This is a genomic window from Methylomonas lenta, assembly GCF_001644015.1.
Lineage (GTDB): Bacteria > Pseudomonadota > Gammaproteobacteria > Methylococcales > Methylomonadaceae > Methylomonas > Methylomonas lenta.
The window spans coordinates 1-24,703 of record NZ_LUUI01000105.1 but is presented as its reverse complement, the minus strand read 5'-3'; the positions used below and the strand labels follow the sequence as shown (position 1 = coordinate 24,703).

Annotated in this window: 25 protein-coding genes; 11 read left to right on the top strand and 14 right to left on the bottom strand. The window is 45.3% G+C overall.

Annotated elements, in window-relative coordinates; translation table 11 throughout:
- Positions 1-71 precede the first annotated feature (71 nt).
- The 8 genes from A1359_RS11500 to dbpA all read left to right on the top strand — a co-directional run bounded on the left by A1359_RS11500 (position 72) and on the right by dbpA (position 8,955).
- Positions 72-1,433, top strand: a complete 1,362-nt coding sequence (locus A1359_RS11500) for a V-type ATP synthase subunit B (protein ID WP_066982681.1) — start codon at positions 72-74, stop codon at positions 1,431-1,433.
- Positions 1,414-2,016 carry a V-type ATP synthase subunit D gene (locus A1359_RS11495; RefSeq protein WP_066982678.1) on the top strand — a complete coding sequence of 201 codons (603 nt, stop codon included), beginning with the start codon at positions 1,414-1,416 and terminating at the stop codon, positions 2,014-2,016. The genes A1359_RS11500 and A1359_RS11495 overlap by 20 nt, the downstream gene beginning before the upstream one ends.
- Positions 2,017-3,822, top strand: a complete 1,806-nt coding sequence (locus A1359_RS11490; protein WP_066982675.1) for a V-type ATP synthase subunit I — start codon at positions 2,017-2,019, stop codon at positions 3,820-3,822.
- Positions 3,822-4,271 (top strand): ATP synthase subunit C, encoded by a 450-nt coding sequence (locus A1359_RS11485; RefSeq protein ID WP_066982672.1) that lies wholly within the window; start codon positions 3,822-3,824, stop codon positions 4,269-4,271. The genes A1359_RS11490 and A1359_RS11485 overlap by 1 nt, the downstream gene beginning before the upstream one ends.
- Positions 4,272-4,281: 10 nt before the next feature.
- Positions 4,282-4,971, top strand: coding sequence for a hypothetical protein (locus tag A1359_RS11480; RefSeq protein WP_066982669.1), 690 nt, complete (start codon positions 4,282-4,284; stop codon positions 4,969-4,971).
- Positions 4,968-5,663, top strand: a complete 696-nt coding sequence (locus tag A1359_RS11475) for a DUF2764 family protein (RefSeq protein ID WP_232322190.1) — start codon at positions 4,968-4,970, stop codon at positions 5,661-5,663. Before A1359_RS11480 ends, A1359_RS11475 begins: the two co-directional genes overlap by 4 nt.
- Entirely contained in the window at positions 5,660-7,462 is a 1,803-nt protein-coding gene (locus A1359_RS11470) for a V-type ATP synthase subunit A (protein ID WP_066982666.1), read from the top strand. Before A1359_RS11475 ends, A1359_RS11470 begins: the two co-directional genes overlap by 4 nt.
- Before the next feature lie 104 nt (positions 7,463-7,566).
- Positions 7,567-8,955 (top strand): ATP-dependent RNA helicase DbpA, encoded by a 1,389-nt coding sequence (gene dbpA, locus A1359_RS11465; protein ID WP_066982664.1) that lies wholly within the window; start codon positions 7,567-7,569, stop codon positions 8,953-8,955.
- Positions 8,956-9,047: 92 nt separating this feature from the next.
- Here dbpA and A1359_RS11460 read toward each other — a convergent pair whose 3' ends face one another.
- The 6 genes from A1359_RS11460 to A1359_RS11435 form a co-directional block, all read right to left on the bottom strand.
- On the bottom strand, positions 9,048-10,721 hold the full coding sequence (locus A1359_RS11460) for an FHA domain-containing protein (protein ID WP_066982661.1): 1,674 nt from the start codon (positions 10,719-10,721) through the stop codon (positions 9,048-9,050).
- Positions 10,722-10,908: 187 nt separating this feature from the next.
- Positions 10,909-11,523, bottom strand: a complete 615-nt coding sequence (locus tag A1359_RS11455) for a YqiA/YcfP family alpha/beta fold hydrolase (protein ID WP_066982657.1) — start codon at positions 11,521-11,523, stop codon at positions 10,909-10,911.
- Positions 11,524-11,526: 3 nt separating this feature from the next.
- Complete coding sequence (locus A1359_RS11450) at positions 11,527-12,387, bottom strand: sugar phosphate isomerase/epimerase family protein (RefSeq protein ID WP_066982654.1); 861 nt, start codon at positions 12,385-12,387, stop codon at positions 11,527-11,529.
- A gap of 245 nt (positions 12,388-12,632) precedes the next feature.
- Positions 12,633-13,097, bottom strand: a complete 465-nt coding sequence (locus tag A1359_RS11445) for a ProQ/FinO family protein (protein ID WP_066982651.1) — start codon at positions 13,095-13,097, stop codon at positions 12,633-12,635.
- Between the two features lie 110 nt (positions 13,098-13,207).
- On the bottom strand, positions 13,208-14,782 hold the full coding sequence (locus A1359_RS11440; protein ID WP_066982648.1) for a GTPase: 1,575 nt from the start codon (positions 14,780-14,782) through the stop codon (positions 13,208-13,210).
- Positions 14,763-16,505, bottom strand: coding sequence for a GTPase (locus A1359_RS11435; protein ID WP_066982643.1), 1,743 nt, complete (start codon positions 16,503-16,505; stop codon positions 14,763-14,765). The genes A1359_RS11440 and A1359_RS11435 overlap by 20 nt, the downstream gene beginning before the upstream one ends.
- A 120-nt stretch (positions 16,506-16,625) precedes the next feature.
- On the opposite strand from A1359_RS11435, the gene A1359_RS11430 reads away from it, so the two are divergent.
- Positions 16,626-17,060 (top strand): DUF6694 family lipoprotein, encoded by a 435-nt coding sequence (locus A1359_RS11430; protein ID WP_066982640.1) that lies wholly within the window; start codon positions 16,626-16,628, stop codon positions 17,058-17,060.
- On the opposite strand, the gene A1359_RS11425 is transcribed toward A1359_RS11430, so the two are convergent.
- The 8 genes from A1359_RS11425 to A1359_RS11400 all read right to left on the bottom strand — a co-directional run bounded on the left by A1359_RS11425 (position 17,061) and on the right by A1359_RS11400 (position 22,494).
- The gene (locus A1359_RS11425) at positions 17,061-17,723 is read right to left on the bottom strand and encodes a DUF2959 domain-containing protein (protein WP_066982635.1); all 663 of its coding nucleotides are present in this window, start codon (positions 17,721-17,723) and stop codon (positions 17,061-17,063) included.
- On the bottom strand, positions 17,720-18,265 hold the full coding sequence (locus tag A1359_RS11420) for an amino acid kinase family protein (protein WP_332310084.1): 546 nt from the start codon (positions 18,263-18,265) through the stop codon (positions 17,720-17,722). The genes A1359_RS11425 and A1359_RS11420 overlap by 4 nt, the downstream gene beginning before the upstream one ends.
- Before the next feature lie 5 nt (positions 18,266-18,270).
- A complete protein-coding gene (gene pabB, locus A1359_RS11415; RefSeq protein WP_066982632.1) occupies positions 18,271-19,641 on the bottom strand; it encodes an aminodeoxychorismate synthase component I in 1,371 nt (456 codons plus the stop codon).
- Positions 19,642-20,011: 370 nt separating this feature from the next.
- Positions 20,012-20,248, bottom strand: a complete 237-nt coding sequence (locus tag A1359_RS11410; RefSeq protein WP_066982629.1) for a hypothetical protein — start codon at positions 20,246-20,248, stop codon at positions 20,012-20,014.
- A gap of 332 nt (positions 20,249-20,580) precedes the next feature.
- The gene (locus tag A1359_RS11405) at positions 20,581-21,324 is read right to left on the bottom strand and encodes a VPLPA-CTERM sorting domain-containing protein (protein ID WP_066982626.1); all 744 of its coding nucleotides are present in this window, start codon (positions 21,322-21,324) and stop codon (positions 20,581-20,583) included.
- Positions 21,325-21,425: 101 nt separating this feature from the next.
- On the bottom strand, positions 21,426-21,557 hold the full coding sequence (locus tag A1359_RS23465) for a hypothetical protein (RefSeq protein WP_269747910.1): 132 nt from the start codon (positions 21,555-21,557) through the stop codon (positions 21,426-21,428).
- 18 nt (positions 21,558-21,575) lie between these two features.
- The gene (locus tag A1359_RS22465; protein ID WP_157200539.1) at positions 21,576-21,719 is read right to left on the bottom strand and encodes a hypothetical protein; all 144 of its coding nucleotides are present in this window, start codon (positions 21,717-21,719) and stop codon (positions 21,576-21,578) included.
- Between the two features lie 121 nt (positions 21,720-21,840).
- The gene (locus A1359_RS11400) at positions 21,841-22,494 is read right to left on the bottom strand and encodes a response regulator (RefSeq protein ID WP_066982623.1); all 654 of its coding nucleotides are present in this window, start codon (positions 22,492-22,494) and stop codon (positions 21,841-21,843) included.
- Positions 22,495-22,683: 189 nt separating this feature from the next.
- Between A1359_RS11400 and A1359_RS11395 the strand changes: the two genes are divergently transcribed.
- Both A1359_RS11395 and A1359_RS11390 read left to right on the top strand, forming a co-directional pair.
- Positions 22,684-23,334, top strand: coding sequence for an NBR1-Ig-like domain-containing protein (locus tag A1359_RS11395; RefSeq protein WP_066982620.1), 651 nt, complete (start codon positions 22,684-22,686; stop codon positions 23,332-23,334).
- A gap of 13 nt (positions 23,335-23,347) precedes the next feature.
- On the top strand, positions 23,348-24,703 hold a 1,356-nt coding region (locus tag A1359_RS11390; RefSeq protein ID WP_157200538.1), incomplete at its 3' end, for a TonB-dependent siderophore receptor.

Genomic DNA, 24,703 nt, shown 5'->3' with positions numbered 1-24,703 from the left:
GCTTTAATTTTTCTTTTATCAGTGACAAGTTAGAATGCTCTAATAAACTTAGAGGTTCAACGGAGTGCAGCATGATCGAACACATGGTTAGACATGGCAAAATTTTGTCTATAGTCGGTAATATCATCACGGTAAATGTTGGCACTGCGTCCATTCATCAGGACATCACCACGCGTTTTGGCGACTTGGCGCAAGTCGAAGATCCCAATGGCAGTGAGTCATTGGCTCAAGTGATAAAAATCGACGGCAGCAAGGTGTCGTTGCAAGTTTTTTCCGGCACCCGCGGCATTTCCACTGCCGCTTCGGTGCGGTTTTTGGGCCATGCCCTACAAGTAACCTATTCCAACAATATCCTCGGACGTATTTTTAACGGGATCGGCGAACCTATGGATGGTGGTTCTGATTTAGAACCTGATCCTAAAGTCACTATCACCGGCGCCTCCGTTAACCCGATGAAACGGGTGCTAGCCTCTAAAATGATCCGCACCGATGTACCAATGATTGATTTATTCAATTGTCTGGTGGAAAGTCAGAAAATCCCGATTTTCTCTATTGCCGGCGAGCCATTTAACGCCTTTTTGGCACGAGTGGGCATACAGGCCGATGCCGATATTGTAGTGTTTGGTGGCTTAGGCTTAATCTTTGACGACTTTCATTATTTTCGCTCGCAGTTCGAATTGGCCGGCGTTTTCGCCAGAACCGTGATGTATTGCAACCTGGCTTCCGACCCCATTGTGGAACGACTTTTGGTCCCCGATATGGCGCTGGCCGTTGCCGAGCGTTTTGCAGTAGAAGAAGGCAAACGGGTTTTGGTTTTGATGACAGACATGACAGCTTATGCAGATGCCATGAAAGAAGTCGGCATTTCGATGGAGCACGTACCCTCCAATCGCGGCTATATGGGAGATTTATATTCCCAATTAGCCAAACGTTACGAAAAAGCCTGCGACTACAAGGGCGCAGGCTCAGTAACTATCTTGACGGTCACCACCATGCCCGGCAACGACATTACTCATCCGGTACCGGACAACACCGGCTACATTACAGAGGGCCAGTTTTATTTGCATGACGGCATGCTGGATCCTTTTGGCTCTTTATCTCGATTAAAGCAGCATGTGATAGGTAAAGTGACCCGTGAAGATCATTCTCAAATCATGAACACCATGATTCGTTTTTTCGCCGCTGCTAATGATGCCGAGCAAAAACAGGCTATGGCGTTTGATCTATCTGATTATGACCAAAAACTACTGAAGTTCGGCAAATTATTTCGCAAGCGTTTTATGGACATTAATGTATCCATCTCACTGGAACAAGCGCTGGATTTGAGCTGGCAAACCTTGGCAGAATGTTTTTCCGAAAGCGAATTGTTAATGAAGCAAAATCTGATCGATAAATACTTTCCCAAGGTAGATCATGGCCAGGCTATCGCTTAACAAAGCTGCATTACATAAAGAAACTGGCAAGCTAAAACGTTACCAGCATTTTTTGCCTTCATTGGAACTGAAGCGGCAAAAATTGGTGGTCGAGCGTGCTAAAGGCTGGAACCAGATTGAAAAAACCAAGCAACGGATTGCCGAGTGTCAGCATGCAGTGACTGAGAATTTACCGATGATGTCTCATCGAGATATTAATCTCAGTAATTTGGTGAGTGTGAAAGGGGTAGAGCTGGATAAGGAAAATATCGTCGGCATAAATCTACCCGTATTAAAAAATGTCGAGCTCCACTGCAAAGCCTATTCACCCTACTTAACGCCGCACTGGATTGATGGCGTAGTGGTGCAATTACGCATCATGCTGGAATTGCAATGTCAGCATCGTGTGGAAGAACAGCGCTTACAGTTGTTGAATTTGGCTGTCAGAAAGGTTACCCAAAAAGTCAATTTGTTCGATAAAGTTCTGATTCCTAAAACACAGCAAAATATTCGGAAAATTCGAATTTTTCTGTCCGATGCAGAGCGAGCCGGCGTGGTGCGCGCCAAAATGACTAAACAGCTCCGCGTCAAAACGGAGGATTAAATGGCTATCGTCAGACTGAAAAAAATAACTTTTTGTGGGCTATTGGCAGACAAAAAAAGCATCCTGGAACAATTGCATGCTCTGGGTGAATTGCATTTGATCCCGTTGACATCGCTTGCACTGACGCAAGAAAGTGGCGACATGCAGCAAGCTGAACATGTGATTGAGGCATTGCGATATCTCAACCGTTGCCCCCGCAAGCGGCATCAAGTTAAAACCGACAAAAATTTCAATATTACTCATATCGTTGAGCAGGTTTTAAAGCTAAAAAATAAAACCCGTGAACTGCATGATCGCTATGACAGCTTACAAAAACGTATTAAAGAATTAGAACCCTGGGGCGACTTCAATTTGCCCGAAACCGGTCTGCTATTATCACAATCGCTGTGGTTTTACATCATACCCAAGCGCATGATGAATAAACTTAAGGACTGCGACTGTGACTTTGTCTGGCAAACTGTCTATCAGAATAATCTGTTTAGTTATGTGGTTGTGATTGCGGAAACCGAGCCCGCAGAAAATGCGCTGCCGGTTCCTCGCACGCATACAGGCTCTTTACCTTTATCGGAATTGCAAGCCCAATCCAGCGAATTGGAAATGGCCATAGAGGACTTGCAGGCTCAGCATGAATCCTATACGCGCTGGATTACCCTGATGACGTTGCGATTCCAAGAAACCCAAAATAGTGACGATCTAAAACAAGCCCAAACCATCACCCACGATGAAGCGGGGGTATTTGCTTTACAGGCTTGGTTGCCGGAAAAGAAAGTCGAACAATATCGGCATTTTGCCGACGAACAAGGTTTGGCATTATTGATTGAAGACCCGGCAGTCGACGACAATCCACCAACACTATTAGAAAATCCTGCCCCCTTTGCTGGCGGAGAAGATTTGGTCGGTTTCTACCAAACCCCCGGTTATCAGGGCTGGGACCCTTCACTAATGGTGTTTTTTTCCTTCTCGCTGTTCTTCGCAATTATCTTGTCGGATGCCGGATATGCAGCCGTTTTTGCTGTGTTTTTAGCCTGGAAATGGCGGGCTTTAAGCAGTAGCATCCAAGGCCGACGTATTCGTATGTTGGCAGCCAGCACCATCAGCATGTCGCTGATATGGGGTGTGCTGTGCGGCAGTTATTTTGGTTATGGCCCTGAAGCGGAAAGTCCATTCAGAACACTAAAGCTGTTCGATCTAAATGACTTTGACGGCATGATGCAATTGACTATTGCTATTGGGGTAGTTCACATTGCCATGGCAAACCTTATCAAAGCCTGGCAATTACGACGCAGCAGCCAGGCCTTGGCACCTATTGGCTGGATTGGCATGGTCTCCGGCGGCTTTTGCCTTTGGTTGTCACAAAGTGACCACTCCATAATGTTATTAAGCTTTGGAAAATGGCTGTTAATTTTAGGTGCTGTGCTATTAATTTTATTCTCTAGTCGTCGACGTATTCGTCGCTGGAGTGACTGGTTCTGGCGCTTACTGGATGGCTTTAAAAGCCTGATTGGTATTACGCAACTATTCGGCGATGTTTTAAGTTACATGCGTCTGTTTGCGCTAGGCTTGGCCAGCGCATCGCTTGCTTTGACCTTCAATCAACTGGCGGAACAGGTATTACATAATCTGCCTGGCCCTGGTTTGTTGTTTAGTATTTTGATTTTATTATTAGGTCATACGCTTAATTTAATGCTGTGTATTTTGAGTGGTCTGGTGCATGGCCTACGTTTAAATTTTATTGAATTTTATAATTGGAGCGTTTCAGATGAAGGTTACCCGTTTAAAGCATTTTCCAAAAAAGGAGTCCGTTAATGAATGAATTACTGGTTGTATTAGGCTGGATAGGTTTGTATGCGCCAATGGCGCTGGGTGCTGTGGGTAGTATCATGGGCTGTTCTGTGGCGGGGCAAGCAGCGATTGGTGCCATGTTGGATACCGAAACGGGCCATGGTCGTTATATCGGCGTATCGGCCATGCCTTCTTCTCAAGTTATTTTCGGCATCGTGGTGATGTTTACCCTCAATCGGCCGGTGAATATCGACAATGCTGCCGGGCTATTTGCAGTGGGTGTTTTGGCCGGGTTGGCGTTAATGTTTAGCGGTGTTTACCAGGGCCAATGCTGTGCAGCTGCCATTCACGCCTCTAAAGCCAAGCCGGAAATCTTTGGCTTGTCTATTGTGCCGGCTGCCATTGTGGAAGGCTTTGCTGTATTTACCTTTATTTTCGCGCTGGTCATTAGCGGCGGCATTCCTAAACTCTAAGGGTTGAACCATGAAAGAGGAAAAAGTAGATTTCGCATCCTCGGGTGTTGAGCAGCTCATCGAGCGGTTACGGGAACAAGCTGTCAATGCAGGCCAGGCTAAAGCGGAAGACATCGTCACTGACGCGCAAAAGCGGGTCGCCTGGCTGATTGATGAAGCCGAACAGGAAGCCAAAAATATCCTGAATAAAGCTCAGACTGAAGCCGATGCCATCAAAAATGCAGGTACCGACGCCCTTAATCTGGCTGCCAGAGATGCCTTGCTGCGGCTCAGAGATACTTTGCTGGGGAGCTTTAGCCAGGAAGTTCAGCGCGTAGTCGGTGAACAAATGGCCGATCAAGCCTTTATGGAGCAGTTGATTTTGGCGTTGGCAGGTCAAGTGCGCGCTAAAACCGGACTGGATGAGCAAGCCAACATCACTTTGTTATTGCCGGAAAGCATTATTGGTGTCGAAGAATTACGCAAAAATCCGGAAGAACTCAAACAAGGTGTACTGTCGCAGGTATCAGCAGCAATAGCCGGCGATTTACTGCGTAAAGGGGTAAAGTTTGAGGTATGCGACGACATCAAAGCCGGCCTGATGATCCGTCTGGAAGATAACGCCATGATGATAGAATTTACTGATAAAGCCGTAGCTATCTTACTATTAAAGCACTTACAACCGCGTTTTCGCGCTTTGTTGCAGGGCATCGTCAAGTGATCAATCAGCGGTTTAAATACACGCTGCTACTCAGTAGTTTGCCGGTGCAACCGGCCGAATTGTTTACTTCTAAGTTACCGGTTATTTCCAGAATTCAATTGGACAAACGTTTGGCTATACTGGATGCTGAAGACACCGCCGATTTAGATCGGATTGAAGGCTTGTTGCATTGGTCGAAGATGCATGAATGGGACGATGCGACCATCATTAATAGAGGTCAAAGCGAACTGAACTTGATTCGCAGTAGTTTTTTACGCGATATCGTCAGTTGGCGACTGGAATTAAGGACTTTGTTAACGGCTCTCAGACGTCGACATGCCGGCGAAAACATCACGCCCAGTGATATTTTTTATGGCTTTGGCGACCATCTGCAATTTATCCGGCGAAACTGGCAAAAACCGGACTTTGGCCTGGGTAATACCCTGCCCTGGCTTAAACAAGCCAATCAGCTAATCACAGAAAACAAGCCTCAAACCTTAGATAAGCTGATGCTGGAACTCAACTGGAAACATTACGCCCGCCTGAGTCTCGGTCATTATTTTGATTTTCCGGCTGTAGCCCTGTACGTCTTACGCTGGGATTTAATTAATCGCTGGGTTAGTTATGATAAAGATAGAGCTTTGTTACGCTTTAATGAATTAATCAGCGCCGGAATGGCCGATGTATCGCTAGAGTTTGAAGGAAAACCATGAACGAACAACTTTTAACAACCGCCACCGCGCGCATCATTGCGGTACAGGATGACATCGTTTCCATAGAATCTCTGGCTGATACGCCTCTGACCAAAAACGAAGTGATCTACATTCTGCCCAGTCGCAGCGAAGCCAAACACCAAGAGCGGCTTAAAGCTGAAGTACTACGTATCTACGGTAATCGAGCTGATGCTCAAGTATACGAAAGTACACAAGGTGTAGGCGTCGGTGATCTGGTAATACAAAGCGACGAAATGTTATCTGTTGAACTGGGGCCGGGTTTATTGGGCCAGGTCTATGATGGTTTGCAAAATCCATTGGATTTGTTGGCGACCGAATTCGGCTTTTTTCTGCCGCGCGGCGTGGATTTTCCACCACTGGATAGAAACTGCAAGTGGGCGTTTAACCCTTGTGTACAGCTGGGCGCAAAATTATTTGCCGGCATGTCTTTGGGTAGCGTACAAGAACGTCGCTTTAAACACAAAATCATGGTGCCATTTGATATCAAGGGCGAGGTTGAAGTCACCTGGATACAGGCAGGCAATGTGACGGTTGATGAAGCCATCGCTAAAATCCGTCTAACGAATGGCAAAGAACAGACCATCACTTTGAAACAGCGCTGGCCGGTGCGTAAACCACTGCCGCAACAGCTATTGCGTAATAACTTGTCACAACGCCAATACCCCAGCGAACCGTTAATCACACACTTACGGCTGGTCGATACCTTTTTTCCGATTGCCCTTGGAGGCACCGGCTGCATTCCAGGCCCGTTTGGTGCCGGTAAAACGGTGTTGCAAAGTTTGATAGCGCGTAACTCGGAAGTCGACGTTGTCATCGTAGTCGCTTGCGGCGAACGGGCTGGCGAGGTGGTGGAAACCATCAGCGAATTTCCATTGATGACCGACCCCAGAACCGGCGGCTCGTTGATGGATAGAACCATCATCATTTGTAACACGTCATCCATGCCGGTCGCCGCTCGCGAGGCTTCGATTTATACCGGCATTACTCTGGGCGAGTATTATCGGCAAATGGGTTTGAATGTACTGTTGCTGGCGGATTCGACTTCACGCTGGGCACAAGCCATGCGGGAAACCTCCGGTCGTCTGGAGGAAATTCCGGGCGAAGAAGCCTTCCCGGCTTATCTGGATTCCTCGATTAAAAATATTTATGAGCGCGCAGGGGTTATTAGTGATTTGCAAGGCAACAACGGCAGCTTGACCATGATAGGTACCGTCTCCCCTGCTGGCGGCAATTTTGAAGAACCCGTCACCCAATCCACTCTCAGCACGGTTAAAGCCTTTTTAGGTTTAAGTGCAGATCGCGCCTATAAGCGCTTTTACCCAGCGGTAGATCCGTTATTATCCTGGTCGCGTTACCTGGATCAACTCAACCCCTGGTATCAACGTGAACTAGCACCCAATTGGACCGAACAAGTGCGGGAGGTTTTGGAGTTGCTGGCACACGGCAACAGCGTTTACGAAATGATACAGGTAGCCGGTGAAGAAGGGGTAACCCTGGAAGATTACATCACTTATCATCAATCGCTGTTTGTAGATATGGTGTATTTGCAACAGGATGCATTTGATAGTGTTGATGTGACCGTGCCATTGGAACGGCAAAAAGCAACCTTTTTGTTAATCATGAAACTCCTGTCTACTGAATACCATTTCAGCGATCAGAGCCAGATAAGGGATTACTTTACCCGTCTGACCGGTTTATTTAAAAACATGAATTATGCGGTATGGCAATCCAGCGAATACAAACAACTACTGGATAAAATAGCCAATTTAAAAGCCTAGCCTTTTAACGACTAGAAATAATACTGCTGTAGCGTGCAACGGCTTACTAAGGAAAGGGCTAACTCTGTTATGATTGCCCGCATCCCTTTGATATTAGAGCCTTTGTGAATACAGTTGAATTTTCTTCATTACCCTTAAAAACCGCCCTGCTTGAAAACATCGAGTCACTGGGTTACACCCATTTAACCCCGATACAAGCTGAAAGTCTGCCGCATATCCTTGAAGGCCGCGACGTGATTGCGCAGGCCAAAACCGGCAGTGGTAAAACCGCAGCCTTTGGTATTGGCTTGTTATCCAGATTGGATTTGAGTAGTTTTAAAGTGCAAGCCATGGTGGTATGCCCTACCCGCGAATTGGCCGATCAAGTCTGCAAAGAAATTCGGCAACTTGCCCGCTTTACCCAAAATATCAAAGTATTGGCTTTGTGTGGCGGTACGCCTTTTGCTCCACAACGAGACTCATTGCAATATGGTGCGCATGTGGTGGTTGGCACGCCGGGGCGTTTGCAAGAGCATCTGCAAAAACAGAGTTTACGTCCGGATCATTTAAAAGTCCTGGTGCTGGATGAAGCCGATCGCATGCTGGATATGGGTTTTGCAGACATCATTAGCGATATTATTTCCTATACGCCCAACCACCGTCAGACTCTGATGTTCTCGGCCACCTACGCCGATCCGATTCGGGACATGAGTCAAAAATTTCAATTTAAGCCTATCTCGGTCAGTGTCGAAACCAGTCATCACGACAATCCGATTGAACAACACTTCCATCAGGTAGAAAAATCAAAGAGACTGAACGCCCTAGGCTATTTGCTGGCTTATCATCGACCCGAATCTACCGTGGTGTTTTGTAATACCAAACGTGAATGTCAGGATGTAGCGAGCACTTTAACGACTTGCGGTTTTTCCGTGCAAGCTCTGCATGGCGATCTGGAACAAAAAGAGCGCGATCAGGTGTTGGTCAGATTTGCCAATAAAAGTTGTTCTATCCTGGTAGCCACTGATGTGGCAGCCCGCGGACTGGATATCAAAGACATGCAAGCCGTGATTAACTATGAATTGCCCTGGGACCCGGAAGTTTACGTACACCGTATTGGTCGCACCGGCCGGGCCGGTCAAAAAGGCTTGGCACTCAGTTTATGTAGCGAAGCCGAAATGAATCGGGTTAAAGCGCTTGAAGATTATCTATCGATGTCGGCGCATTGGGATGACATCGCCCCGTTTAAAATTGCTTATGAACAACGTTTTGAGCCACCCATGATCACATTATGGATAGACGGTGGTCGCAAACAAAAAGTGCGACCCGGCGATATTTTAGGTGCTTTAACCGGCACAGCGGGCATTGCCGGTAGTGATGTGGGTAAAATCGACGTATTTGATAATCAAGCTTATGTCGCCATAAAACGCCAAAGTAGTAACAAGGCCTTAGCGTGTTTAAAGAACGGCAAGATCAAAGGCCGTAGCTTTAATGTGCATAAATCCCAATGGAAGTAACCGTAAAGCTGGGTCAGCGTTAGTAAACAGCCCTGGATTTACAAAGTAGTTTAGGCACGAAAATCGTGTCTATCCTGCCTTGTTACTAAGAATTACGATTCCGGCTTATACAACGGTGGATTGAACTTAAATCCAAAATGCTGGGGATCCTCCCCTATCACAGCGGCAGAAAAAATAAAAAATACATAATCGCGTGTTTCCGTCGGCAGCTCGTAGCTCTGTAAAAACTTCCAAAAATTTCTATCGCGTGGGTTATCCGGCATCTGTTTAATCATGCTTTTCACCCGGTTATCGCCATAATTGTAACTAGCCATGACTAATAAGCCGGATGCCTGCGCCTCCGTACTGTAAATCTTTTTGAGATACTTGGTCGCTGCCCGGGTTGCTTGCGCAAAATCAAATCGTCCGTCTTGTTCATCATATTCGCGCACATCCGCTAGTGGCCCTGGGGTCACGCCAAAATCCTGCCCAGTACCTGCCAATAATTGCCAGGCGCCCTTGGCAATACCATAACGGGTTTCCGGTCCTATCGCATTGATATCGTAATTACTTTCTTGCAAAGGCAGATAGATAAAATATAACGGTAAACCCTGTTGTTCCAATGCGGACGTCACCAAGGGTAATAAATTATTTTGTTCCATATTATTGATGGCCGTGTTTAATCGTGAGGTACTTTGCCAATATTGAATATATTTTCTAACCTCAGCCACAAAATCTTCCGGCAACTCTAATTCGCTCTCACCTAATTCACGCGCCACCTTTGCAATCAATTCAGATTCATATTGTTTGTCGGTGGGAAACCTTAATCGTAGGCTATTCGCCTGTTCAACATATTTTCGGTATTTGGCCTTCATATTGGCTAAACGCACTCTCTCCTGCCGCATGCGCAATTTTTCGGCTGCAATTTTTTCCTGCTGTAATTTCAAATCCTCTTGTGAAATACGCAATTTTTCGCTGTTGATGGCCTGTAGAGTTTTATCCAGCAGCTCAGCATTTTCATCCAGCTTAAGGTCGGCTTGCGATAAACTCACTTCCAGGGTTTTAATGTCATAGAACATATCCAGCGCTAACTGTTGCGTGTTTTGTAAGGCTATATGTTGATAAGTCACTAAGCCAACGGCAACTCCACACAAGCCTAGCAACCAGCCAATCACCTTCTTATAGCTTTTTGCACGCTTCACGCGGTCTTTATGTATCACCCGACGTGCCATTAGGGTGTAATCACCCATATCATCAGTATCTTCCGCTGCTAAAAGTCTAGCCTCGATAGCGGATTGAGATACATCGCGATGTATCGAAGACGCGCTGGTTGGATTTACAGCAAGCGTAGAATCTGACGACTGAGCTGAAGGCAACACAGTATTCATGCTGTCAGACGTTTTGATTTGAATTCGTAGATAAACACCCGTTACGCCTAAAGCAATCAAAACCGGAAAATGCAGTTCTTCGGTATTTTGTATTAAGCGGCCATCAATATAGATACCATTGGTACTTTTTAGATTCACTAAATACCAGCGGCCAGCTTCCGGCTTGATTTCCAAATGATTTCGACTCACAGCATCGTGAGCAACCACAATATTGTTATTCTCCGCCCGACCCACGGTAAAACGTTCAGAGAAACTGAACTGATTGAGAATCTGACCCTGAGTATTAAGCAAATCAACCACCAACTGTGGGTGTGCGATTTTCGCCAATACTGTACGGTCATCATCTAAAGGAACATTGACGACCTGTTTGGGTTTGATAATGGTTTTGTCGTCATCCATAAATTTAGCGGCTGATCAAACAACCAAGGTCGAGAAGAAAGGAAACGCCATGTGCTAAACCTGATCCCTCAAAATAATGAAAGCAGGACAGCGTTTTTCAATTGTGACTTAATTTTGCTCAAACCGGCAAATTAAATACTAAGAAGCTGTTTTAAGGGTTGGACTGAGTGGGTGTTCGGAGATGGACTTAGGGAAAAATCACCTTCTCCACAACTGGCAAAGCCTGGCGCATATGTTCAAAACTGTGCGAACCTGCTTCAAAGACTATGACTTGTGCGATCGATTGATACTTCAAACTTGTTTTTTCCACATCCAGTAATTCATCGGCCCTATCTAAAAGTATGGTTCTGTCGATAGACTGCGAGTGATTTGCAAGCTCTTGTTCATAAGCGTGATATTGCTGACAATAAAGCTGATTCCACTCATAAGGCTGTCCGGTTTCGAGATTTTCGCTGACGCCTATAAACTGCGGTAACAACTCAGTAGGACTAATCACCGGGTTAATCATAATAGCCTTGCTGCCGGTTTTCATGGCCAGGTATTCGCTGGCAAAGCCACCCATGGATGAGCCCATAAAAATAACCTCATAACCCTGATCCAAAAATTGATTCCATTCATACAGCATGTCCTCAACCAGATTTTGAAAATCGCGGTAATCGATATTCGGGGTAAAAAACAGCACATCATGGTCGGCGCAAAATGTTTGCAAGACCAACAACTTTTCTTTTTTGGTCAGCAAATTGCCGTCTAAATCAATTGATGCCGAATTAAAACCATGCAGGTAAATAATTGCTTTCTTCATAAGCTAATAGCGCTGTTTCATAAACATTAGCGCCTTTTGTGCCAGATCATCCGAATCATGCCAAAGATTGCGCCATACACATAGCGTATTGGACAGTTTGGGATCCACCACTTCGGCAGAAAACGATTCAAATGTAATCGGGCCTTGGTAGTTGATTTTTTTCAGTGCATTAAAAAACGCATCGAAGTTGACATTGCCGGTCCCTAAATAACCCCGATGGCTTTCACCGATGTGTACATAACCCAATCGGTCTCGGGCAGCGAGCACCGATTTTTCCATGCCATCTTCCTCGATATTCATGTGATAGGTATCCAGGTGCAAATAAGCGTTGGAGCGATTGACCTCATCCAGAAAGGCCAGTCCTTCAATACCCGTATTCATGATATTGGTTTCATAGCGATTGACAACTTCCAGGTCAATATTAATACCTTTATCGGCCGCATAGTCAGCCAGACGCTGCATGGCGGCAACCGAATTGGCTCGGTTTTCTTTTGATGCCGGCCCTGCATATTTACCCAACGCGCAATAAATCACCCCACACAGTTCTGTACCACCAAGGGCATAAAGCACATCGGTCGCTTTGCGGAGCAATTCGTCGCCTTTGGCTACGATAGACGGGTTGGTGCTGGTGACATCGGTAGTAGCGGATAAACCCAGCGAAGCATGTGCCCGCAGATTAAATTCTTGTAGCAGATCTTTGGTTAACGCAACATCGACTTGCCACGGGTCTAACAGGGCGATTTCGATATAATCATAGCCAGCCCGCGCCGCGCCGCTGATAGCTTTTCGCGCCCCGTCGGGCGTCCAATCGCCGGACCAAACCAGGGCATGGCCGCCGTATTCCAAGGATTTGGGAAATGACATAACTGGATACCTATATTTAGAGTCAATAGGGTGTGTGAATTTGAAATACTGGTCGTGTAACTAAGGAACGCTCATAAAATAACTTTAGGAATGTGCATGAAATATCCTATGCAAAAATCCGGTGTAGGTGTGGATTTATCCGCACAGTGCGAATGAATTCGCACCTACAGATGGCGAACTTGTTTCATGCGCATTCCTAAATTTGGCTGCGAATCAGCTCCAGCTGATTGCCGTCAGGATCAAGGCTAGACACTCTCGCTGGGCTGCACTTCTGGTTTGGACTTTTTTTGCCGTCTTTTTTTCAACAGTTCTGCCTGCTCAGCATCTACTTTGGTTACTTGCCCCACCGTATCGCCATTCAAGTCGACCCTGGCGGCATTTTCCAGCATACATTCCCAGTAACGATTACCCCAACACCAGGTTTTAATCGCCGCGCGTATGTCTTTTTTATCGATACCCAATTGTTCAGCTTGCTCAAGAATGTCTTTATGAATACCTATTTTAAGCGGAACTTTGGCGGCAGGTTTTTTCGGGAATGCTAGAGGGAATTTTTTCTGCAGCATTCCGATCACCAGCACTAGCGGATCAACTTTGCTGGACTTCGGTGCTGATGTTCCATTACTGGCCTGCTTTTGTTTTTTTAATGCTTTCTCAGTGGCCGCTTGTTTTGCAAGCTCATCTCTGAGGGATGAAAGTTGTTCAAATGCCATAAATTAGTCGTAGTTATAAAAAGTGCAAATTCGAATTGTACATCGGGAGTCATCGGTGCAGTAGTGTAATTGACTTCTGAACGTCCTTAGACGCCTGCTCCAATTATTCTCTAACGCAATAAAACCCGTTGCAATAAAGCATCATTTGTTCCGAAATCCTGCGTATCAGCTTGGGTTTTATTGATTATTTCCAGTAACTCTTGCTGACAATTCAGTTTCCCCTGCTCAACATTTAGTAATGACTGTTCTATTTCAGCACGTATATTGATCATGACTTGAGTTAAACCTTTATTTAGGCCTGAAAAAGCTGCCTTTTCTAAAGAGGGTTGCATTTTTTTATGCAGGAAAAAAGGGATTAACCAGCTTAATGCAATCAATAGCACACTATGAACGGCAAAATCCACGCCTAGATAGGCCATGGATTCAAAGGCACTCTGGTAATATCTGGAAAAAACTTGATAGCCCACGATGAACATGGCCAGCAGTGGTAGCAGGGTTTCACAAATTGCTGTCAATCGCAGCAAAAAACGCTGCAAAGTGCTACCCGGGTTTAACAAAGCTTGCCGACCTGACAAGACAATTTGTTGCGCAGCATTTTTTGCGCTGCTTTTTTTTATGTTATCCAGCTCCGGCTTTAAAGCCCTGATTAAAATATTGGACTGATGGGCTATCTGCAAAGTGTCTTCCAATACATCATTCAATCGTGTTTGCGCCCAATCATCCCATACTTTGATTTCGGATTTATTATCCTGCCTGCCGGCTAAAGTCTCGGCATGCGATTTTAGAATCCATGCTAAGCCTTGATGAAAAGTTGTTTCTGTTTGCTGCCAGTGATCATCGATTTGTTGGCGCACAAAGGCAAAGTCTTGCTGATTAAGCTGCTGCAAAAACGACTGCAAGATATTGCTTAAACTCTGCAGACGCAAGCGTTTATTATGCTGCGTCATTTGTAGCATCGTTTGCTGGGTCGACAAAGCATTGAGCTGTGCGAGTAACTCTGAAAAATTATCGTTATCGGGTTCGGTGCAACTAGTAAACAGCACAATCGGATCAGTAAATCCTGCTTTACTCAGCTGCTGTTTAAAGTCATCCAGTTGACTGGGCACCGCTCTGTCCCATTGATTCATGACAAACAGCCAGGCATGTTTGCAACCCTCGGCTTGCAGTAATTGCCAGGCTTTGTTATCGCGGTAACGTTCAGGACTGACCACATACAGCAACACATCAATATGGGGTAACCACTGCAATACTAACGCCTTGTTGCCCAGTTCTACACTATCAAAATCAGGCATATCAATCCAAACGATATGACTGTTCTGCGAGTTTTCATGCTGGCTGACTCTGGTTTTATCCAATGGCAAATTAGCCGGCAATTGGTTGAGATGTAAAGCTTGATGATGGTAAAGCGTCACTTCCCGCGAGGTAGGTCTTTCTATACCCGCTTTAGCTATGGCCTGCCCTGCCAGTCGATTTAATAACGAGCTTTTGCCAACGCCGGTGCCGCCAATAAATGCCACGATCAAAGGTCTGGCTTGGTTATCAGCGGTTGCGAACAATTGTTCAGGACTACGGAGATCAAGCTCAAACAGTTCGCTGGCACTGGTTTGTTTAAGAAATCCCCGATCTATGGCTGTATGTGCCCAGTTTTGCGCCTGGGCTAAAAGTTCAGAGTAATCGTAAGCCATGTTTTTTCTCTTTTAACGCTAGTTCGACCTGCTGGCATTGTTGCTCGCTAATATTAAAACGACGGGTGGAATGACTTTGCTGCGGCAACTGATAAAGCTGATCGCGTAAATTTTCCTGAAACAACTGGTATTTAACCGTCTGCAGCTGATGTTGTTTTAATTCGGCTTCCACGCGCTGCATGTAACTGCCAATGGCACTTTCTGCCAATAATGAGGTGACGCTTAGCATCAAGGGTGTAATAAATAAGTCATGTACCCCGATGCCACCGGCATGAATCGCTAAAATCATCGCGCCAGCATCAGTAGATAATCGCGTTGCACGCAAGCTGTTTAACACCATCGGCTGCTCTTCTAATTTGTAATACAAGCGATGTGCAGCAGCCTCGACATCTAATTGAAACCCGCTATGATAAGTCACGACAGCTTGTTGAAAACCTTGCAATAAACCTGTTCTTTTTTGACGCATTACAATAGCGGTATCTCGCCACCAGCTTACATTTTCAGCTTCCGATTCTGTTTTCTCCAATAGCTTGTCAGCCAACTGAATCATGACGTGCTCACCAATCTGATTCAATGTAGTGATTTCCAGATCAGGGCTGGCATGAAATCCCCCTCTCCCCAACCTCATCAGCTTACGCATTGGCCACGTCATAACCCGTCGGGTTTTACTGAGTATATTGGCAAGGCCGGGAATTTCCAGCAGATCCAACAGATTCAGCAATGCGACCTGAAAGGTATGATAGTGATGCGGATGATCGAGAAAATCACGTCGATAAGCGGCTATTGCCTGCTCCAGACACTGATCAACCAGCATTTGCCAATTTCGCTGAGATTGATGCTCGCTAAATACAGGCTCTAACCATTGCAGCCAAAAACTTTGAATAAACTGCTGTTGATGCTGAGCGTGTTTTTTATGTTGTACCTGTCTGGCTAACGCAAACAATTGCTGCTGTTCTGCGGCCGGCCAATCCGGTAATGCGGAGGGCTTTTGAAACAACATCGGTATTACGGGGGGCATCGCATCGCTGCGGCATTGCTGCCATTTTTGCCTTAGTGATTGCAAAACCAAGTCTTCACTGCCTTCGACTAATTTATTCAGACAAATCAAGGTAGGCTGAGCAAAGTCTGCCAGGGTTTGCATCACCTCCCAGACCGATTGATCGGCGTACTTTTCCTTGCTGACAACCAGCACAATCACATCAGCCAAAGCTAGGGTGCGGATGACACCTTCGCGATAATCTGCGGCATCAATAGAATCAAAATCCGGTGTATCCCATATCACGCAAGACGGTAACAAATTTGATTGCGTAGGACTGGCACTAATGGCATAACAATCATAGCGATTGCGTGATAGTTCAGCCGTGGTTAAGCCCTGAAAACGGCCAAAATAATGTTGCATGCCGTCACAGTCATCTAAATTAAGCTGATGACAGAAACCCTGTGCATGCACAGTGTAACCAGCCAAGGGGCTAACGCCGGCTAGATCGGCATTTAATAGCAAATTGACGATGGAACTTTTGCCGGCTTGAGTCGGCCCTATCACTGCTATTTGTAGCGGAAAATTAGGCTTATCTTCAATTAGCCGACCTTTTCGAATAAAAGCCTCGGCATAGAGCAATTGTTCTATGCGTTGCAAATATTCAAAAAAATGCGGGCTTTTTTTATCCAGTTGCGCTTGCACAGTCTGGTAACGCTGCTTGAGAAGTTGGATAAATTCCAGCATGATAAATGGGCTTGGGTTTATAATTACCGAGTAAATTAGTTTGTTTAATGACCCGGACTACCCGCATTATAAGTATAAATAACCGGGCGTGTTTATTTAGGCCACTGGGAGGCTTTATCTATGAAGAAAGTAACAACAATTCTTGTTTTTCTCGTCTGTTCCTTGCTGATTGGCTGTAATAAAAGCCACCAGATTAATGGCAGCAGTCTAAAAACAGTCAGTCGATCAGTCAATTCCATCAAAGAAAGATTGCCATTAGACCAGCGTATTGAGTTTGAAGTGTCTTACTGGACTTTAAGGGACGAAATCAGAAATAACAAAGACTTTTTAAACGAAATCGACGGCAACACACCGGATGTACTCATAAACAAAGGCAAGGAATTGTTTTTAAAACGCAAAGCCAGTGGTTTTAAAGACTATGATAAATTTACCAATTGGGACCAAATGATCGCACAATATACCCAAGAGCGTATTGATCAAAACCGCAAAAAAACCCCCGATATCCGCGATAAAACCAACCCTCATCGGGTCGATTACAAAATGCAAGCCATGTAATTAGCGTCTCAAAACCGGGGCCGGCAGTTGTTTTTGTTCTACCAGAACAGACACAAACTGACTGGCTTCGGCAATGGTTTTTTCCATCACTTCTATCAATCTAGAAATATCCACCCCCATCTCAATAAACTCGTGCCGTAAAGCCGCAATAGCATGCGCATTGAGATTATGTTTTAAAAACAACACCTGATCCTGAAACGCCGCCAAAACCGGATGCATACGCGATTCGGCTATCTGTAATGCCTTTAACAAACGCCCATATTGTTGACGGGATTTTTTCAGTTGCTGCTGACTGCGCGCTTTTAGGGATCGACTGCTATACAACGCCAACTCGCCTTCCCACTCGGCAAACAATGCGTTGCTAACGTCTTCAATGGCTTGAATACGCTGTCCGACCTGGTCGGCTTTATTGCGACAAATATCGTAACGTTTTTTTAATTGTTGATAACGTAGTTCTAACGGACTGTCGTCATGCCTGGCAACGCTTTTGAATTTTTCCAGCGCATCGATAAATTGATCGCGACTATCTTTTAAACTTTCACAGGCCTGATCGACCTGAATCACCACAATGTCGCGTTTATGATGACCCAGCAAAGACTCTCGGCTTTGGTAATAAGCATTGCGCAAGGGTTTGTTAAGTATAGCTTTGATGAATTTGATCATGCCAGAGTTAAAAATCGGTCTTTATTCATAAGGGTTATTTTAAAGCATGCAGATTCAGTAATCTTTAAAAAACCGGCATCCAGAATATTTAGCTGCTGTAAATCATGCAAAGAACTATCTTCGTCAAGCGGACAGGATTTAACCAACAACAGCTCATTGGCAGCCACCTGCCCTGCTAACCAAGCCGCTAAACTATCGGAGGTAATCTCCCAATTAGCAGCGATACCGGCATTATCCAGCTCTTGAATATCGGGCGACCAAATAGCTGGTTTGGTGATTTGACAAGGTTTTGATGCTCGATCAAATATGGCAAAATCAGGTTTCAGGCTGTTAAACAACAGCGCCATTTGCTGCATTGCCAAAATAGCCATCCGATGAGCAGCTATATCATCAAACCCCCAGTCTTTTTGCGCATGCCGCACCTGATCGGCAAACACACCACCACCAGGTACGATCAACACTTTACCGGGATAATGCGCAATCCTGTCAAGGCATCTCGGTAGCACGCCTGCGGAAAGCAAACTACCACCCAGTTTAATCACGGTAATCACTGCTGAAATTGTTCCAGCAATTGTAATAATGCAGCGGCTTTATCATAGCATTCCTGGTATTCAGCCGCCTCATCGGAATCATTGACTATACCGCCCCCCACCCAAAAGCGAATGCTGCCATGATTATGTATCAAAGTGCGAATGGCAATATTGGTATCCATATTGCCATCAAAACCGATATAACCCATGGCGCCACAATAAACCCCGCGTCTATCAGGCTCTAATTCTTCAATGACTTCCATGGCACGAATTTTAGGCGCGCCGGTAATCGAGCCACCGGGAAAGCAACTTCTAAGCAAATCCAAAGCATGCTGATCATCTGCCAGCTCACCTGTCACGGTGCTGACTAAATGGTGCACCGTTGCGTAACTTTCCACCGCAAATAATGTAGGCACCCTAACCGAGCCTTCTTTACAACTTTTGCTGATGTCGTTACGCAGCAGATCAACTATCATCACATTTTCTGCTCTATCTTTAGTGCTGGCGGATAAGGCCATGATTTGTTTTTGATCTTCAATGGCCAACGCTTTTCTAGCACGGGTGCCTTTAATCGGCTTGGTTTCCACCTTGCCATGTGTGACCTTCAAGAAGCGCTCCGGAGAGGAGCTCAACACTTGCACATCCGGCAAATTCATATAGCTACTAAAGGGGGCGGCATTAATCTTGCGCAATACCTGATAAGCAAACCAGGGATTACCTTGGCAAGGACTGACAAATCGTTGAGTAAGATTGACCTGATAACAGTCGCCTTCTTTTAAATAATGCTTAATTTTTTTTAAAGCCTGGCCGTAGCTTTGCCGCGTCATATTGGATTGCGGAGCAGATTGGACGCTAAAGTTATTGATGGCTTGTTTATCGGGCAAAGCACTAAATTGCTTAAATAAACTAGTTTTAAGTCCTTCAGGGATATCGTAACCCACCAGAAAACTTTGCTGTTTTTTGTGATCCACCACCACCGCCCAGCGATAAATACCCACAGCCATATCGGGCAGATTTTCAGTATCTTTGGCGATTACCGGTATTTTTTCAATACGGCGCGCTAAGTCATAGGCAAAATATCCCATGGCACCGCCATTAAACGGCAAATCGTCAATAGTGGGTAAAGTGGGCCCCAGATACTGTTTGAGCAACAAAAAGGGATCAAGCCTACTTGTAGTTTGACCTTGTGCATTATTGATGACAGTAATATCACCCCGGGTTTCCAAGGTACACACCGGCCCATAAGCCATAATGTCAAACCGCCCCTGCTGACTTGCCGGAAAGGCGCTATCCAGAAAAATCGCCCACGGCTGACTGGCACAAGCCGCAAATAATACGGCGCTATCCTCGAAATATGGCAATACTTGTTGAGTTACTTTGATAGGCATTAAATGATGTGATCAGGCAACATTGAGCCTGCCTGAAGGAAAGTTGGCTATGCGCACATTATACCAGCGGAAGAAACCACAAAGGCGGAGTAATCTAAAGTGTTTATGACCCAAGCAGTCTCGTCAGCGTGCACTATCGATGCCAGCTGATTAAAAAATCCTGGGCAATTTCCCAAAAAAATACCTGCGTTGCGCGTTTTTTATAACGCACATCATGTTTTGACTACGGACGCCAGTTGCGCCATGTTCTTTTATGTTATTGAATATATACGACATTACTGCCTGAATATTCAACTGCCTAGTTTGAGAGTTTAATCTTTAAAGCACCGCAAAGCACTGCGCGATGGACAAAGTATATGCGATCAAATCCTTAGCGCACGTCAACCAACGGGTCTTCAATGATTTCCACGGTTTTTACAAAAAACACTGCGTTCAAAAATGTTTCCGTACCATTATCCCAGCGCACGGTGACGTAAAAGTCTCGACTATTAAACCCGACAGTCTTTAGCATGATGATTTGACCTATCGAAAGCCTGGTTACATCAGGCAGTACATCATCGCAAATAGGCCTGACCAGGCTTCCTAATTTGATTTTCGAGCCGAACATAGTTATCTCCTAAGAGGGTTATCTGGCAGCGTAAACCTATATAGCGGTCAACTTACAAAGGTCCGCCAAAGCACTAATGATCAGCAAGGCCTTAGATTGACTTTATCAGATGAATTGTCAACTTAGCTTTACAAGCCACTAAATTAATTAACAAATATCAGGTTTTTGCTAGGATTATTTACCTAAGCTTTAAGCGGCCTAAAATCCAGGTCATGTGCATGATGCATAACTAAGGAAGCGCTGAACCGCTCACAGTCACATCTTCTGCAAGAAGAACGAATCGGTTTAACCAGCACTTCCTCAACATACAAGCATCAGGTTAGTATGTTGGTTTAAGCGCGTTTGCGTAAACGGAAGCCAATACCGGCAATCGCTGAACCAAATAACCAAACAGAGGCAGGTAATGGCACGCTTGATATAGTCAGACTTGATAACTCACCTGCAGCGCGAAAATCCTCAATACCGTTAGTGACTTTTTGTAACTGAAACCCTAGAAAAATAGGATTAGCCGAAAAAATATCCGCATAGTTAAGCGGCGTGTTTGGATCAATGACGAAAGTGTCTTTATCAAAAAGGGCTATCATCGAAAACTCGGTGCCTTGCGTTAACTCATCTGTCACTGAATCAAACTGAACGTCAGCAGAGCTACCGCTCAAAGCGACAAAATCATAAATATCAGCAGTAACCAACCCAGTAAAACCGTTTCTATCGATTTCTGCCTCGGTAACCCCTAGATGATTGTCCCAAAAATTAAGTTCATCATGGGTAGATTCTGCGTGTTGATTACTAGCATCAACGGACGCTTGTGCGTTTTGCCAATAATCTAACTTTAGTACCCTGTTGGGATATGTCCCTTCTAATATAGAGCCATTCGGTTGCATCAAATTAAAAGTAAAACGGCTGGTAAAAGCTGCGCCAGATGAAATACTGCCGGCGACATTACTGAAATTTCCCGACAAATCCATCTGAACGGTTCCCGGATTCGTCTGAGACAACTGCGATAAATCTACAGTAGTTGCTGCATTAGCGCCCACGGTTGTCATACAAAGCGCTAACAATCCTATGGTTTTTTTCATGGTTTTTCCTTTTTGTAGTAATTAAAATTTTAGACTCAACGTATCAGCGTCAATTTGATGTTTTGTGTCTTGGTTATTTCTAATTGTGCGACTACTAACTCTCATCCTGCATATTCAAAGCCAAAATCACTAAACTGCACGGCGACACCCCAATGCTGCGTTAAGTCTTCAGTGCGGACAATTTGGCCTTCACAGCGCAAACGGCTGACCAAAGCGCCTATTTTCTCCAGCACAATGCAAAAACATAACGACTATCCGGTTTCGATAGCAGCCTGAGTGGTGAAATAAATGCCGGTGGTACTCAGGTTAACGGTTAAACCGGTGTCTTGAGCAAGCTCCACGCTGAAAACTGAAGCAAAGCGTTGGGCTGTAGGTTGGTCTTGAGTTTTGCTCACCTAGTACCCATCTTAAGTTTATGTTAAATAGAATAAAGTAATTTTCATCGCCGGGTAAGTTGTCGAAAGTAAATGATTTTTGTTAACTAAAGTTAATAGCGCGCGATCTTATTAGCTAATTTTAAGTTAGCCCGCGCTGTTGTAACGCAAGCGTTAATTCAACACGGTTAGCCACTTTCAGTTTGCTGTAAATCCGGTTGAGATAAACCTTTACAGTACCTTCGCTCAAACACAATTGTTCGCCTGCATCCTTGTTGTTTAAACCTTTAGCTATCAACGCCGCCAATTCAAGTTCACGCGTAGTCAGCATCTGCGCCATCAATGAGGCTGCAGATTGTTGACGCAGTATTTTTTCCAGCGCCAGATTAACGGATTTCCTTTCCAGCCAGTCGCCGCCAGCTTGAACTTTATGCAGGCATTGCAAAATCAAATGTGGCCCCATGCTTTTCAACAGAACACCGCGTACACCTAAGCGGATGGCTTCGCACAGTTGGTCTTCGTCAATACTGATGGCAAATAAAATCACTCTAACGGATAAGTTGTTTTGGGAAATTTCTTTGATGATACTTAAGGTGTCTTTGCCGGGTAAATCAATGTCTACCAACAATATCTGCGGCTGATGCTCTTTAACTGCCCTCAGGGTGTCGTGTCCGTTGTCGCAAGCTTCTAAAACACAAAAAGCGGTTTCTGCAGCCAGAATGGATTCAATGCCTATAAGTGTGACGGGGTGGCCGTCGGCAATGACGATGCCGAAGAGGTCTTTGCTGGTTTTCATTTTTTAATTCAAATCCATTCAGGGCACTACCAAAGCGCGATTAAACAACAAAACTTTTGCAGAAGATGAGGCAACCTTACCAGAGCATTTGTCAACTTAGCTTTACAGTTTGATAATTTTTTCCTATTGTATGTATGGCTGTTGCTATTCAGCCATGCGCCAATCCTTTAAATTCTTATCTGTTCTTTAATGCCTCAATTCAAATTTGCCGATTATGTCCGTAAGCGTGCGGAAGCGCTAGACATGAGTATGTCAGAGCTAGCGCGCCAATCGGGTATTTCGCGACAGGCTTTGTATGGGGTATTGGATGGTTCGACCGGACAAGCGAAAATTTCCACGTTGATTTCGCTGGCGCGGGCTTTACAGGTACATCCTGTGGTGTTGTTTCGGCATATGCTACATCAATTTGAGTTACCAAAATTCTCTACCACTGGCGCAAAATATCAGTTTGATGCCAGTGGTTTTGTCACCGAAACTATGCCGGATAATACCACCGTGTTAATTGGCCAATCTTTTTGTAAAACCTGGGAGATTCAAAATATTGGCCATCGGGTTTGGCAAAATCGCCAGTTGGTTTGTGTTGATGAACCGATAGAATCGATAGCTATCACGCAAGGGATAGCCTTGCCGATGGCTTGCCGGCAGCTTATACCCGATCAAAAATGCATCGATATTCCAGAAACCTTACCAGGCGATACTGTATTGCTGTCTGTACAATTTACCGCGCCCAATTATCCTTGCAGTGTAATCTCCTATTGGAAAATGACAGACGAAACTGGCGACATTTGTTTTCCGGAGACGGAAGGATTGTCGTGTCTAGTGCGTGTCGTTTCTCTGTAAGCGGCTTCAATTTATGCGATACGGCTATCTGGCTTTTGCTTGTTTGATTAAATCGGCAATAGCTGGTGACGTAGTAGATGACAGACTGGAACCCGTGGTTGTCAGCGAACAAGTGTCGGCTGCCTATTTCAGCGATGAATCTAATAGCGCTACCCGTATGTTTGTACCTTTACTAGACACGCCCTATTCGGTCGGTATCGTCGATCAGGCATTGTTGCAGGATAGTTTGAGTTACCGATTGGAAGATATTGCCCAGTTCGTCAGCGGCGTGCAAGCCAGTTCAGCGGACTCCGGCTTTAATACCGATTTACGCATACGCGGCTTTACCACTGCCGGCAGCGCTTATCTGGATGGCGTGTTGGATAATCAGCGGTTTCAGGTGCGAGATATTGCGTTGATTGAGCAAGTGGATATTTTAAAAGGTCATTCCTCTGTACTGTATGGCTCCGGCTCACCCGGTGGTACGGTTAATTATGTCAGCAAAAAGCCGCAAGCTGTTGCTACCCATCAGTTTACTTACGCCACCGGCAGTTATGATTTCAATCGTTTGGTGGCCGATAGCACTGGCCCCCTAAATGCCGATAAAACCTTGCTGTATCGAGTAATAGCCACTGGACAACTCAGTAATAGTCAAATGGAAAATGTCAGTAACGACAGAGCGACGATTGCGCCGTCTTTAACCTGGCTGTATGCCGACGGCGGCACGTTGAATCTAGGATTTGAATACGGCTATCAAGATCAACCCTATCGGTTTGACAATCTCTACACACAAAATCAGGTGGTATTTGATCAATCCTATGTTGATCCCAGGGCAAGATCAGATAGGCATTATTGGCGCTTTAGCACCGCACTTGATCAGCAACTTTCCAAAATCTGGTCGTTGCACTTTGCCAGTCATTATTTTCATGTCGAGCGCGACGATGTGTTGTTGGGGTTTTATACCTTCGCCACCCCTGGCACGGTCAGCGGCTATTACCGCGACATTCATGACCATTATGATCAATACAGCCTGCGCGGCGAAGTACATGGGGAATTTCAGGCGCTGGGCATGCATCATTGGATCAGTGGCGTGGAACGTAATAATGCGGATGATAGCTTACACAGCCAGCGGCGAATTGGCGGCTTTAGCTTGAATGTGTTTAAGCCAAACTTTGATCATTCCTTGCCTAGCACCACTCGACTGGATACCGGCTTTCGACAAACCGAGTACGGCTTTTATAGCAATGACGCCATCGATTTGAATCGCTATTGGCATATTTCGGCTGGTTTGCGTTATAGCCTGTTTGATCGTGACAGCAGTCAAAACGATGTTTTGAATAGCCTCAATCAACAAGGCGCTATGACATATAGTGTAAGCGCCCTTAAATCC